The sequence below is a fragment of the Opitutus sp. genome (assembly GCA_024998815.1).
Taxonomy (GTDB): domain Bacteria; phylum Verrucomicrobiota; class Verrucomicrobiia; order Opitutales; family Opitutaceae; genus Rariglobus.
The window spans coordinates 489995-504068 of record JACEUQ010000001.1; the positions used below are offsets into that span (position 1 = coordinate 489995).

The 14074-nt window shown below is 58.8% G+C and carries 8 protein-coding genes; 2 read left to right on the forward strand and 6 right to left on the reverse strand.

Going from position 1 to position 14074, the window contains the following annotated elements; genetic code table 11:
- Window positions 1-501: 501 nt before the first annotated feature.
- The 5 genes from H2170_02050 to H2170_02070 form a co-directional block, all read right to left on the reverse strand.
- Window positions 502-1740, reverse strand: coding sequence for a transposase (locus tag H2170_02050; GenBank protein ID MCS6298874.1), 1239 nt, complete (start codon window positions 1738-1740; stop codon window positions 502-504).
- Window positions 1741-2193: 453 nt separating this feature from the next.
- Window positions 2194-3687: a hypothetical protein gene (locus H2170_02055; GenBank protein MCS6298875.1), complete on the reverse strand. Its 1494-nt coding sequence runs from the start codon at window positions 3685-3687 to the stop codon at window positions 2194-2196.
- A 431-nt stretch (window positions 3688-4118) separates the two neighbouring features.
- Window positions 4119-7451, reverse strand: a complete 3333-nt coding sequence (locus H2170_02060) for a ribonucleoside-diphosphate reductase subunit alpha (GenBank protein ID MCS6298876.1) — start codon at window positions 7449-7451, stop codon at window positions 4119-4121.
- A gap of 225 nt (window positions 7452-7676) precedes the next feature.
- The gene (locus H2170_02065) at window positions 7677-8762 is read right to left on the reverse strand and encodes a ribonucleotide-diphosphate reductase subunit beta (protein MCS6298877.1); all 1086 of its coding nucleotides are present in this window, start codon (window positions 8760-8762) and stop codon (window positions 7677-7679) included.
- Window positions 8763-9353: 591 nt separating this feature from the next.
- Window positions 9354-10967 (reverse strand): peptide ABC transporter substrate-binding protein, encoded by a 1614-nt coding sequence (locus tag H2170_02070; protein ID MCS6298878.1) that lies wholly within the window; start codon window positions 10965-10967, stop codon window positions 9354-9356.
- Window positions 10968-11115: 148 nt separating this feature from the next.
- On the opposite strand from H2170_02070, the gene H2170_02075 reads away from it, so the two are divergent.
- The gene (locus H2170_02075) at window positions 11116-11862 is read left to right on the forward strand and encodes an RDD family protein (GenBank protein MCS6298879.1); all 747 of its coding nucleotides are present in this window, start codon (window positions 11116-11118) and stop codon (window positions 11860-11862) included.
- Between the two features lie 198 nt (window positions 11863-12060).
- A complete protein-coding gene (locus H2170_02080) occupies window positions 12061-12687 on the forward strand; it encodes a peptidylprolyl isomerase (GenBank protein MCS6298880.1) in 627 nt (208 codons plus the stop codon).
- Between the two features lie 305 nt (window positions 12688-12992).
- On the opposite strand, the gene H2170_02085 is transcribed toward H2170_02080, so the two are convergent.
- On the reverse strand, window positions 12993-14048 hold the full coding sequence (locus tag H2170_02085; protein ID MCS6298881.1) for a glycosyltransferase family 9 protein: 1056 nt from the start codon (window positions 14046-14048) through the stop codon (window positions 12993-12995).
- Window positions 14049-14074: the final 26 nt, after the last annotated feature.

Genomic DNA, 14074 nt, shown 5'->3' on the forward strand with positions numbered 1-14074 from the left:
GCTCAAGGATTCGGCGCACCGCAGCCAGAAAAAACACCTCGTGCTCACGCACGAAGCCACACCGAGCCAAAGCCACCCAGGCAAAGGCACACTCCAGGCCGCACCCGCCCGAACGTGGCCTTGAGCGTGAGCTCAAGGTCTGGAGTTTGGCCGTTTAACTCGTGCCAAGAACCACACAGGTGCGGCGCATCATGTATGGCGATCTGAGCTGATCACTCCGGAGAGTTTCGCAGACTTCGCAACAGCCACCCGCACGTCAACGAACGCATCGAAACCCATGCCGTTGCTACCTGCGGTACGCTTCTACCTTAGCTGGGGGGACGGATCTCAACTCGTTTTGGGGCCAAACTCCAGACCTTGAGCTCACGCTCAAGGCCACGAGGAGTGTGTTCGCGAGGAGTGATACCATTTCGCGTTCAAAGATATACAAACAAACCGTTTTAACCACTAATGGACGCTAATAGCCGCTAATAAAAACACAACGGTGTCCAAGTTTTAGATCTATGGGTTGGCATAGAGCAGTTTAAGTTGCGGCAGCAGAGCTGAAATAGGGCAAGAAGAGAACCAATGTGAGCGCAACCAGCGGAGAAGTTTCACACTGCGCTGAAGCGGTCGCAATACGGTTGTGAGTAAGGAGCAAAGAAGCCGGTCATTTTTTTTGGCGGTCGCGATTTGGTCGTCTAATCGTTTTTGTTGCCGACGGAGGCCCGCCTCATTTTTGATTTGATAATCTCGTTCTAATTTTTGCTCAAACAGGACCAGTAGGTTATGGGTTAGGCAAAGAAAATGGGCCTGTATTTGCTTGGCGGTTGAGCTCGACGCCCACGCCTTGGATTCCTCCAGCTTGTTTTTAAATTGATCGAAAACCTTTTCAATCTCCCAGCGTTTTTTATAAAGCCAGGCGAGAAGCCCTGGCGGTAAGTCAAAAACGCTGGTGATGAACTCATACACCTCACCACTGACTGGATCGCGGTATCGTATTAAGCGCACACGCACCTGATGGGCGGCGATGACTATTTCATCCGCTATGACGCCATGATTAATGGGATCAGCACGATCAAACAACTTCGAAGCGAAGGGCTCAAACAGGAGATTTTCTTTGGTGCGTGAAAGAAAATAGACGCCGGCAGTTTGCTTCCAGTTATGCCAGAGAGGAAAATCAAGGCCTGCGCGATCCCAGATCCAAAGAACTTTCTTGCCGGTCGGCTCCCCCATACGCAAAGCATTAGAGCCGAGTCGCTTGATCACGCTCATATCGTGTTCTTTTTTGCCCTCAGTGAGTGCAAGATGTTGCATGGCATGAGTTCGAATATTAAGGGCATATAAATGTCCTACCGGCCAACGGCGTTCATCAATTTTCTGATCGTGCGAAGCCGCCCCATGCCAATGACCGTCGCCGGCATAGAGGGCATAATTATCAACGGCAGCGGGCAGTTCGGTAAAGTTTTCGAGCAGGGCGGTGGCCTGCACCGAAACATCCATTAATAAAGCCAACCTGCGTTCGCTTTTCAGTACTTCAAAGAAGTGCCCCGTAGCGGGACAAGACTCGAACAAGGAACCGACTTGTTGAAGAAAACCGCGACCGCTTCGAGGATCCGATAGAGCTCTGGTAATACCAAGCCGAAGGAATGCATCGTCAGTCAATTCCGGGCATTGACGCGCGTACCTAGAAGCGGACGCGAGTCCGGTAAGCGGCCCGAAAAATACTTCGTTTAAAGCGAGGGGATGAAGTGTAGCCATGAGGCCCAAAAAAATTTTTACATGTGCCTCGTAAAGCCTTATATTGAAGTATTTTAAGGCCAATTAACACCCGCCGCAACACACGTAATTGGCATGGCTCGACCCCCAGTCCGTGCTGGTTCGCGACGGCCCCAAAGGGGCGCTTCCGAGCGCTGTGTGACGCCCCCCTGCACAGAAAATACTTCAAAACTTGGACACCGTTGTAAAAACAATGATTTTTCCGCTTCTGTATTAGTGTATCTTATTGGTAATTAGAGCCTGTCCCAAATTTCCGGATTTTTAAAAAGTGCGCAGAGGTCCATTGGGATTGCGGGCGAACGAGGTGGCACGAATCACCCCAGCGACGTTAAACGGCGGCCCGAATCGATTTTTCCCGCCCCCAAGCGCGGTAGTAAGGTACGGCAAAGCCGGGGCGAGCCCCAGGGTTATTCACATTTTTGCCGGAAAATTGAATTAAGCGGCCAGCGGAAGTGTTATTTCCTCGGCAAGGATTCGTGACACCAGCCAGAGGTTGTGACCGAGTACACTCCAACCCACCGAACGGTAGCGGTTGGCAAACCCTTTACAGCGCAAGCGTCCGCCGAGGCGTTGTTTGAGGATCGCAATGCGCGCTTCGGTCGCCGAACGGCGCCGCTGCAATTGGGCGAAGCGTTTTTCGCTCAAACGCTCCTTGAGCGCGTGCGGATCACGCGGGCATACCGCATCGTAAACGTCTTGTTGCTTGAGCATTGCGGAAGTTTTTTTGGTGGCGAAGCCGCGGTCGGTGCCGACCGCGCTAATCGGCGCACTCAGGTCAAAGCGGTTCTGCCGCGCCAGGCTTTCCTCGAGTTGGCACCATTCTGCCGGAGCCGCGCCCTGGTAGAGTTGCCAGTCGGTGATTAAACCGGAGAGCGCCTCGCTCAACAGCAACGAGTTGCCAAACTCGACTTGGCTCCCTGCTTTGCCGCGAACCAGTACGTTCACATCAAGTTCATGCACGCTGAGGATCTTTTGGTCGTTGGGCACCGGGCGTCCGCCGATGATGCGCTCGTGGGCCTGCTTGATGACGGCGGGCAGTTGGCCGAGCATAGCGTCGATGCGGGTGGTTATCCGCTTGGTTTGGCGTTGGCTGTAATGGGTTTGGCTATACTTCTGCGCCAACAGGTCGCGGTGGCGGCGGGCATGTTCTCCGATCGTGCGTAACAGCGTCTTCATCTTGCGCAGGATCTGTTTACGCGCGCGCTTGGCGTCGTTGCGGCGGCCTGCGTGGGTCATTGACATGCACAACTTGTTCATCTGCTTGGCAAAGCACTCCGGCTCTTCAGGCATACGGTGGAGCAGTCCAGCGCGGCGGATTAAAATCATGGCCTTGAGCAAAGTCTTGGACACATCACGCAACAGCACCCAGTCCACCGGGAAGTGGATGTTGGTCTCCAAGCACGTGCCGTCGATGAGGCAAACATCCATGTCCAGCGGCGCGCTCAACCCGAGTTCAGTGGCGCGATCCTTCTCGCCGCACATCTCCACCAACACTTGCCCCATCCAGCGCACCTGTTCGGCGGTGAAAAACTTCGAGGCCCGCTCCAGCACACTTTTGGACGCCCCCTTGATTCCCTCAAGCGTGCGAACACCGCAAAAATCCGCCAGTAAATCACTTGAGGCAATGCTACGGGAAAGCTCGCGAAAGGATATGTTGCCCAAATGCACCCGCAACACTTCAAAGCGTAACGCTTTGAGCGCAAACTCCATACGCTGGCGTAGTTGTGCGACACTGGCTTGGCCTGCCCCCGCCTTGGCAAAGTCCATCGCCATCGTCTCCAAGTGGCTGCCACGCAACAACGCGTCGAGTCCTTCCAATTGCTGGCGAAACTCGGCGTAATCTTTATTGGCACCGACTGGCGTTAGCGCCGGACGCAACCAGCGTTGCAGGGCAATGGCCGAGGTGGCGGATACGGGTTTTGACTTCATGGCCGATTATAGCGGCTTTTTTTTGACCAAAACCAGGGAATTACCCCTCTTTAGGCATCATTAAACTTATGCTAATAGTTCACTGCTAGGTTTTTATGCTTTCGGGACAGGCTCTAATTATTGGTTAAGAACTTGGAGTGTTTTAAGGTTAGATGGTGGATCGCTACTGACGTGATCACGGTGGTGGTCGGGTTTTAATGCGTTTGAATGCAAAATGGTATGAGTTCGCGAGGAGTGTGTTCGAGAAGCGTGTGGCCTTGAGCGTGAGCTCAAGGATGCCGTAACGCTAACATTGACCGCGAATGGGTATTACGAATCTCGGTGCAGGCCGTGTTACCGCGTTCCCTGCGGCCAACGCAGGGATTCAACCGCTCTGTTTTGAAAATAAAAAAGCCCCGGCTTTTGGCCGGGGCTTTTTTTGGGCTGATGGCCTACTGGCAGGCTTCGCATTCGCCGCCGTTACGCATCGCTTCGATGCTGCAGGCGTTCTTTTGCTCGGCGGTGAAGACCGGCTTCTGAGCTGAGAGCTGTGAGCTATTAGCTTTAAGCTCCGCACCCGAGTGGCTGCCGCCGATGTCGCCGCTGTTTTGGCCGCCCAGCGAGCCTTCGCTCACTGCGCCGCGCATTTCCTTTTTCACGCCCACGGTGGCTTTCTCGATGTTCGAGGCACCGAGCGTGCGCAGGTAATACGTCGTCTTCAGGCCCACGTGCCAGGCTTGTCGATACATGTGGCTCAAGGTCTTTAGGTCGGGCGTCTTCAGCCAGAGGTTAACCGACTGAGCTTGGTCGATCCACTTCTGGCGGCGGGCTGCGGCCTCCAGCACCCACTTGAAGTCGATGTCGAAGGCGGTCAGGTACTTGGTTTTCAGGTCGGCTGGGATAGCCTCGATGTCCTTCAGGTCGCCGTCGAAATACTTCAGGTTATCGATCATCTCCTGGTTCCAGAGTCCGCGGGACTTTAGGTCCTTTACGAGGAACGGATTGAGGACGATGAATTCGCCGGAGAGGTTCGATTTAACAAAAAGGTTTTTGTAAGTCGGCTCGATGCACGGGCTGGTCGCGGTGATGTTGGAGATCGTCGCGGTGGGGGCGATGGCCAGCACGTTGCTGTTACGCATGCCGTGTTTGGCGATCTTGGCGCGCAGGGGCGCCCAATCCATCCGGCCGCCACGGGGAACCTCGACGGTGACGCCGCGCTCTTTTTCCAGCAGATCGATCGTGTCTTGGGGCAACAGGCCGCGGTCCCACTTAGATCCCTTGTAACTGCTATAAGTACCGCGTTCGGCTGCGAGGTCGGAGCTGGCTTCGTAGGCGTAGTAGGCGATGGCCTCCATGGCCTCGTCGTTGAACTCGACGGCCTCGGGCGAGGCGAAGGCATGGCCGCGCAGGTATAGCGCGTGGGCCAGGCCCATCACGCCGAGACCGATCGGGCGGTGGCGACGATTGGAAACCTCGGCCGCCTTGGTCGGGTAGAAGTTGATGTCGATGACGTTGTCCAGGGCGCGCACCGCGGTCTGGATCGTCTCTCGCAGCTTCTTGTGGTCGATCTGGCCGTCGGGCAGCAGGTGGTTTTCGAGGATGACCGAGCCGAGATTGCACACGGCGGTCTCGTCGTTGCTGGTGTTGAGCGTGATCTCGGTGCAGAGATTCGACGAGTGGATGACGCCGACGTGGTCTTGGGGCGAACGGATGTTGCAAGCGTCTTTGAAGGTGATCCACGGGTGGCCGGTTTCGAAGAGCATCGAGAGCATCTTTTTCCAGAGATCGAGGGCTTCGATCTTCTGGCTGTAGATTTTGCCCTCGTCGGCGAGCTGCTCGTAACGCACGTAGGCGTCCTCGAACTTCTTGCCGTAGAGCTCGTGCAGGTCGGGAACCTCGTTGGCGCGGAACAGCGTCCAGTGCGAGCGGGCCTCCATGCGCTTCATGAACAGGTCGGGAATCCAGTTCGCCGTGTTCATGTCGTGGGTACGGCGGCGGTCGTCGCCGGTGTTCTTGCGCAACTCGAGGAACTCAAAGATGTCGTTGTGCCAGGATTCCAAATACGCGCAGCCGGAGCCCTTGCGTTTGCCGCCCTGGTTGACGGCGACGAGCTGGTCGTTGTGGAGCTTCAGGAATGGGATCACGCCCTGGGATTCGCCGTTGGTGCCGCCGATGTGGGCGCCGGTGCCGCGCACCGCAGTCCAGGAGCCGCCAAGGCCGCCGGCCCACTTGGAGAGCTGGGCGTTTTCGGCGATGCCGCGGTACATGATGCCCTCCAGGCTGTCGTCCACGTAGTAGAGGTAGCAGGACGAGAGCTGCGAGTGCAGCGTGCCGGAGTTGAACAACGTGGGCGTGCTGCTGCAGAAGCGGCGGTTTTTGTAGAGCTCGTAAAGGCCTACAACCTTGGCTTCGCGGTCGCCGGGCTCGTCGATGAACAGGCCCATGGCCACGCGCAGCCAGAAGAACTGGGGCGTCTCGATGCGGCGGGAGGTTTTGCCCGTTTTGTCGATGATCAGGTAACGGTCGTAGATGGTCTGGATGCCGAGGAAGTCGAATTCGAGGTCGGCGGTGGGATCGAGAGCGGCACCGAGTTTGTCCAAGTTGAAGGCGAGCAGCTTGGGGTTGAGGCGTTTGATGCTGATGCCGTATTCGAGGTATTTTTTAAACGCAGCGACATGGAAGGCGCGCAGTTTAACAATGCCGTCTTTAAGAATGTCCCAGCCGAGGACCTCTTCGTAAATGTAGGTGAGCTGGATGCGGCCGGAGAACTTGGCAAAATCGGCGTCCTTTTCGATCAGCGTTTTGGAGTTCAGGACGATGGTCTGGTCTAGGTCCTTTTTGCTGATCTGGTCGAAGACCGAGCGCAGCAGCTCCTGTTCGATTGCCTCGTTAGACAGGCAGAGATCGAGGCCGATGGAGGCGAAGGCGATGCGGGCCTTCAGTTCAGAGCGGTTCCAGACGGAGGTCTCGCCGTTGGCGAGTTTGATGACGATCTGGGCGGGTTGCGCGGGAACGCTCGCAGCGGTCGCACCTGCGGCTACGGCGGAGTCGTCGGCGGTGGCGCGCTCCTCGTTGCGATGGGCGCGGTAGAGAATGTAGGCCTCAGCGACCTTGAAGTGGCCGGCTTTCATCAGCTCCTCCTGGACCATGTCTTGGATTTCCTCGATGTGGATAAAGGATTGTTTGGAGGCGGTCACGCGGGCGGAGACCGCTTTAGTGATGGCCATGGCCGAGGTGCTGTCGGAGTGCAGAGAGAGGAAGGACTTGCGCACTGCGATCTCGATTTTTTGGGCGATGAACGGGACGACCTGCTTGTTGCGGCGGATCACGCGGATGGTGCCCAGCGCGTGCGGGGCGGGCGTGAGCAGCTTGCGGCTACGGTTGAGCAGGAGGCTCTTGGCGACGTCGTAGGCGTTATTATCAACGAGGGTCTTTTCAATGAGCTCGTAAAGGTCGTTGAGGGAGACGCGCAGGGGCGAAGTGAGCAGGGCCTGGGCGAGCAGATTGGCGGCGATTTCCTTCACGATCCGGCCGACGAAGGTGCGGGATTCGGGGGTGAAGATGGCGGCACTCTCGCCGCGGGCGAGGTGGACGTTGGTGACTGCGCGGCCGAGGGTGTCGGCGATTTCCGCCAAGTCGAAGCGCGTCTCCCCCTGGGGCGCGAGCAGTACGATGGACGGCAGCAGCGGGGTGTCGGTGGGGATGCAATCGCGCCAGGCGAATGCCGGCGGGTTTTCGAGGGAGGAGCGGTTAAGCGCGAGATCGTGGGAGAGGGACGAATTCATCTAATGGAGACCTGTGTTGAATGAAGAGACGGAACGGATGACTGAGGGGGGCGCGATGGCGGCGGAAGAACGGGGCGAGTGCTAGAAGCGGAACGTGGACCAAAGTCGCTGCGGCAGTGAATTTGGTCGAAAAAAGGAGACCGGCTCGGGATTCGTGAAGGCGAAACCGGAGCCGGTGAATCCCTGTGGACTGACGGGGGGGGGCAGGGGACTGCCAACGAGCGATCAGAGATCGTCGTCCGAGGCGTTGGTGAGGGCTGAGGATTTTTGGTATTCGGTGACGCGGCCCTCGAAGAAGTTTTGCTCCTTTTTGATGTCCATCATCTCGGCCAGCCAGGGAAGCGGGTTTTTGGCTCCGGGAGTAAGCGGGGCCAGGCCCACGCCCTCAAGACGGCGGTCGGCGATGTAGTCGATGTAGGTGAGGAATTCGTCGATAGCCAAACCCACGGCGTTCACCGGCAGGCAGTCGCGAATGAATTCTTTTTCCAGTTGCACGCCCTCGGCCATGGTGGCGCGGAGCTCTTCCTTGAATTCGGTGGTCCAGATTTCGCGGTTCTCCTCGACCAGGTCCATGAAAAGGTTGCGGAACACCTCGATGTGGTTGGACTCGTCGCGCAGGGTGTAGCGGAACATCTGGCCGATGCCAGGGAACTTGTTCTGGCGGTAAAGCGAGAGGATCATGCCGAAGAGGCCGTAGAATTGGGTGCCCTCCATGCACTGGCCGAACAGGAAGATGTTCTTGGCGAGCGCCTGCTTGTTTTCGACAGTTGTCAGGTCGACGTCGCGACGCAGGTTGCGCGAGTTGTTCACCACGAACTCGTTCTTTTTAACGATTGTGGGGATGTCCTCGAACATGGCCTCGCACTCGTGGGGGTTGATGCCCAGCGAGGAGATCATGTAGAGCAACGAATCGGCGTGGATGTTTTCCTCGTGGGCGTGGCGGCCGAGCACGAGCTTGATCTCGGGGGCGGTCACCAGCTCGCGCACCACGTGCTGGATGTTGTCGCCGACGATGCCCTCGGCGGCCGAGAAGTAGCCGATGCCCATGCGAATGATCCAGCGCTCGATGTCGGAGACCAAGGTGGTGTCGCGCCACTGCTCGATGTCCTTACCCATGGGCACATCCTCGGGCTCCCAGTGGTTGGCCTTCATGGTGCGGTAAAGGTCGTACGCCCACTGGTATTTAAGCGGAAGGAGGTTAAAGGTCATCGTGATACGACCGTTGATGACCTTCTTGGCCGCAAACGCGGCCTCAGCTTTGTCTTGATCGAGGACGAACGTTTTGGTGCCGACTTGAAATGATTTCTGCATGGGGATGGGACGGTGGAGGATGAAGCGAGTGAGGTGGGTGCGAAGGCGGAGCGGCGGGATGAAAAAAGTGTGTGATGGAACGGTTAAATCGACGGGCAAGTCTGGTCGGGAGGGAGCTTTTTTCGGCGTCCGCAAGGCGCTGGCGAACTAAATCGCCTAAACTTGCTGACGCGTTATTCACCACCACCCGTAGTGGTCGCTGCGTGAAATCGGCACAACCTATGGTAATCCGTAAAAACTGCGTCAAATGGTTTGTGGCGCGATAAGGCTTAATTTTTTGCCATATTAGTCTTGCGCGCTTCGGCGTAAGTCGTCCCCGAGCGAAAATTGATTTCGGCGGCCCGATTCAGGGCTTTGGGGCAGGGCTTAGGGCGGATCGTTGGGGTAACGGCGGCGACTGAGAGAACGAGTAGGAGTAAGAGAACGAGAACGATTTTTTTTTGGGGGGGGAGGGGGACGATCTCCGTGTTGTCCTGGGGACGCTCCTGTCCGCACGAAGGAGGACCTTCCCCACAGAGCGAACGCCCTGCTGAAAAAGTAGCGCAGACTTCCAGTCTGCTCCGCCATTAAAAAAAAGGCCGGTCCCCGCCGTTACGGAACCAGCCGGATCGTCTGGTAACGGTGGATGCCGAGTAGTGCCGGTTCCCAACCTTGGACGTCCGGATGAATCAGGTAGGTGCGGGCGCCAAAAAATACCGGAGTGGCGGGGGTTTCCTCGACGAGGATCGACTCAGCTTGGCGTAGCAGGTCGAAGCGGCGCGTGGTCTCCAGCTCGAGCGCGGCGGCGGCTACCAAGCGGTCGTAGGCGGGGTTTTTCCATCCCGTGTTGTTGTTGCCGCTCGTCGAGGTGAACAGGTCGGTGAAGGTGGCCGGGTCGTTGAAATCACCCACCCAGCGCGAACGCAGCACGTCAAAGGCGAGCGTTTGCATGGTGTCGATGTAGACGCGGAAATCCATCGAGGAGAGGCTACTTTCTATGCCGAGTTCCTTGCGCCACATTTGCTGGATCGCCTCGAAGACCTTGGTGTTAACCGGGTCGGCGTTCATCTTGATTTCGATTTTTGGAAAACCCTTGCAGCCCGGGAATCCTGCCTCGGCGAGCAACTGGCGGGCTGCCGGGTAATCGGTCGGCACCGCTGCCGTGGAGGTGTAGCCAGCGGTGTTGGGCGGCACGAAGGAGTGGGCGGCCGCGCGGCTGCCGCGCATCACCGGGCCGGCGATCGCGTCGCGGTCGATCGCCAGCGACAGGGCACGGCGTACGCGCACGTCGTCGAAGGGCGCCCGCGTGGTGTTGAAGCGCACGTAGAAGACTTCAAGAAACGGGTCGACGCGCAGCTGGCTCGGGGCCTCGCGCCGCCACGCATCGAGGCGGTCGGGTAACACGTCGTAGGTGACGTGGAGCTGCCCGGCGCGGAATGCCCGTTCGTCGACCCCGGGGTCGGCCACAGGGAAGAATTTAACCGCTTCGAGGTGGTTTTGCGCCGCGCCGTAGTAGCGCGGGTTTTTCTTCACGAGAATGTGTTGATCGGGTCGCCACTCGGCCAATACGAAGGGGCCGTTGCCCACCAGTGCACCGGGGCGGGTCCAACCGGTGCCACGAGCGTGGATGTCCCCGTGGTTACGGACCGAGGCGGGGTGAACGGGGTACCAGGCCTGATGCGCGGTCAGGGAGAGCAGGTAGGGGGTCGGACGGGCGAGGGTGAGCTGGAGCGTGCGGGCATCGAGCGCCTTCACGCCGACCTTTTCGAAGTCAGTGAGTTTCCCAGCCGTGTAATCGGAGGCCCCGGCCAGCACGTCGAGCATGTAGGCGTAGTCGGAGGCGAGTTTGGGCGAGAGGATGCGCTCGATCGAGAACACGAAGTCCTGTGCGTTGACCGGATCCCCGTTGGACCAAACGCCCTCCGGCCGAAGGTGAAAGGTATAGGTGCGCCCGTCGGCGGAAACGTCCCAGCTGGCGGCGGCGCCCGGCAGCGGTTTAGAGGTGGCCTCGTCGATCACGGTGAGGCCTTCAAAAAGGGCGACGAGCAGAGTGGCGTCGGTGAAAGCGACCGCGACATGGGGGTCGAGGTCGGAGGGTTCGGCGCCGTTGCCCACGAGCAACGTGCGCGAGAGGCGGGCGGCCTCGACGGCGGTTTCGCGCGGGCGGCAGCCGGCGAGCGGCAAGGCGAGCAGGAGGGTTAACGCGGCGAGGAAACGAAGCGGCATGGTCAACCACCCCAACTTCATCGTCACTCCAGTGCAAGTGCCCGAGGAAAAGCCTGCCCCATTGTACTAGGTTTTTCCGGAAGGCGGTGGAGCGGAGCGCGGGGAATTTCCGTTGCCAGTGGCGCAGGGCGCGGGTTTGTACCTTGTGATGCAATGGTATTACGCGATCGGCGGGGAGCGCTTTGGACCCGTCACTCACTCGGAATTGGAACGCCTAGTTCAGGCCGGAACCATCGTGGCCGACACCCTGGTCTGGCGTCAGGGCATGAACGAGTGGCAAACCCTCGCCGCCGTGCGCGCCGTCAATCCGGCGTGGATCGCCGAGCGTCGCCAGGCCACCCCGCCCGCGGTGGAAACGCCTGAGACGGACATCGCCCCGCTTTTGTCAGCTCCTGAGATTTTAACGGACCACACGCCCGAGCTGGAGGCGTTGGTTTATGCGGGATTCTGGCCGCGTTTTGGGGCGTATCTGGTGGATTTTTTCCTCTGGTGGATGGTCTGGCAGATTTTTGTCGGAATCGTGGGCACCGCATATTTCCCCGCAGCCATGGCAATCGCCGAGCACGGTCCGGGCTACCAGCCGAAGCCGGAAGAGCTGATGGTGCTGGTTCGTTTTCTCGGTGCGGCCTGCGTGATCGGTCTTGTCTGGTCGATCATCTACGACGCGATTTTCCTGCTCCGTTTCGGTGCCACGCCCGGCAAGTTGATCTTCGGCTTGCGCGTGGTGCAGGCCGATGGAAGTCCGCTGAGTTTGATGCGGATCGTGGCGCGCTGCATGGCCAAGGCGCTCACCGGGCTCACCCTCGGCATCGGCTTCCTGGTGATGGCCTTCGACGAGCACAAACGCGGGCTGCACGATTTCATCTGCAACACGCGCGTGGTTAAAAAGCGCTGAGCGGCTGCGATGCCGCAGCCAACGGGCGGCGGGTTTGCGGTTACGGGTTTTACGCGCGCGCCCATTGGGTGCACCCGCCGATTGCGCGCACGGTGTACGCGCGATGGTGAGCCCTCAATGCGGTGGGAGGGGAGGGTGGTGCGGCTCGTTTTCGCCCTTGCCTGTGGGCGGGGTGGGGTCGTGATTGGGCTTTTAACCATGAGCCGAAACATTGTCACTTTTCACTACACGTTACGCGATCCGCAGGGGCGCTTGCTCGACACGTCTGCGGGTGGGCAACCGATTAGTTATCTGGAGGGCGCGGGGCAAATTATCGACGGGCTCGACGAGGCGCTGCGGGGCTTGTCGGCAGGCACCAAGCAGTTCGTGCAGGTGCCGGCGGCCAAGGCCTACGGCGAGCACGATCCCGCTCAGGTTCAGCGCGTTCTCAAGTCGCTTTTGCCCGTCGAGGGTGAGCTCAATCCGGGTGACCAGTTCCGCGCGGGTGCCGATCAGTTTGCCCCGATTGTGCGCGTGGTGGAGGTCGATGGCGACGAGGTGCTGCTGGATGCCAATCACCCGCTGGCGGGCGTCGATTTGAACTTCGAAGTGGAGCTGACGGCGGTGCGTGAGGCCAGCGCAGAGGAACTGGCGCACGGGCACGCGCACCAGGGCGAAGGCGGCTGCTGTGGTGGAGGGGAAGGCGGCGAACACGACCACGGTCACGCGCACGGCGAGGCAGGCGGGTGCTGTGGAGGCAAAGGTGGCGGCGAAGGATGCAAGGGTGGCGGCGGCCACGGTCACGGCGAGGGTGCCGGTGGTTGCGGCTGCTCGGATAAAGCGTAAGCGTTTTTGGGGGGGGGCCCCCCCCCCATCCAAAACCATTGGCCACGAAAACCACAAAATGACACAAAAACTCAGGCATCGAGTCATTAGGCGGAGGGATGCCGCAAAGAGGCAAAAAACAGGGTAAAGTCGGAGCGCTTTTCAGCTGGATTTCTTTTTACGACTCCTGCGCTTTTTACCCTAAACCATGCCGTTATTATTCAATAAAGTGCCGGAGTAGTAAGTTTTTTTGTGTCATTTGGTGTTTTTTGTGGCCAATGGATTGAGGGAGATACCTATCGATAAAGTCGAAGAACTCTTCCGATTTACCGCTGTAGTTTCAGAATGATCAGCGCTCGCTCCAATACCGCCTCTGGGGTAATGGCCTGTAAACACGGTTGGTTATTCTGGCACTCGCGCCAATGGCCGCTGCACACGCATTCAGCCCCTTGCATCGCCACTTGATTGGCCCCGAGCGGAGCCCAACACGACGAGCTCGTCGCTCCAAAGAGCCCAATTGTCGGCACTCCCAATCCTGCTGCCAAATGCAGCGGGGCGGTGTCGCCGCATATAAACAATTTAGGCCGGGCCAGAATAGCTATAAACAAGTCCAGCCCCGGTGTTGGCGGCAGGCAGGTGAACCCGGCGGCGCGCAACGGCTCTAGGAGCGCCTGTTCACGCGCACTGGCCCCACTTGAGAAAACAACGGTCTGCTTCGCCTTGAGCAACTGTTGCCCGAGTTCGATCCAGCTGGCGCTCGCCCATTCCTTTTTTACCTGGCTGGTCGACACATGCAGCAACAGGGAATTGCCCGGCAGCCACTCGGCGGCGGTTTTTGCCAGAGTTGGATCGGGCTTAACCTCGGCCTCCCAGCTTGAGGGTTTCGGGATATCCCACGCCTGTAATATATAATAATCGCGCACCGATTGATGCCGCGTGGTATCAGGATCATCAATCAGTTCGTTATACATCAGCTTGGCCAGCCACGGTGACCCGGCGTCAGTCACCACGACGCCCAGACGCCGAGGGGCACCGATGAACCGGCTGAGGTAGGCGCCGCGGTCATTACCCACCAAGTCGACTGAAGCGTCAAAGCGTTCACGGCGCATGGCCCGCAGCATCGGCAGGGTTTCCTTGAGCCGCATTTTCCCCCGGGTACGGGGAAGGGCCCAGACTTTATTAATCCATGGAAGATGGCGGAGGCCGTGGGCGGCGTCCTCGGCGGTGAGCACATGAATCTCGGCCTGCGGGTGACGAGCGCGTAACGCCCGCAGCGCGGGCACCGCCAGCACGACGTCACCGATGTACTTGATCTTGATGACGAGGATCTTTTTGACGTCGTTCGCAAGCGGAACGCGTTGCCAGGCAATAGGGCGACTCATAACAGGATTAAAACTTAGGCGTTCGG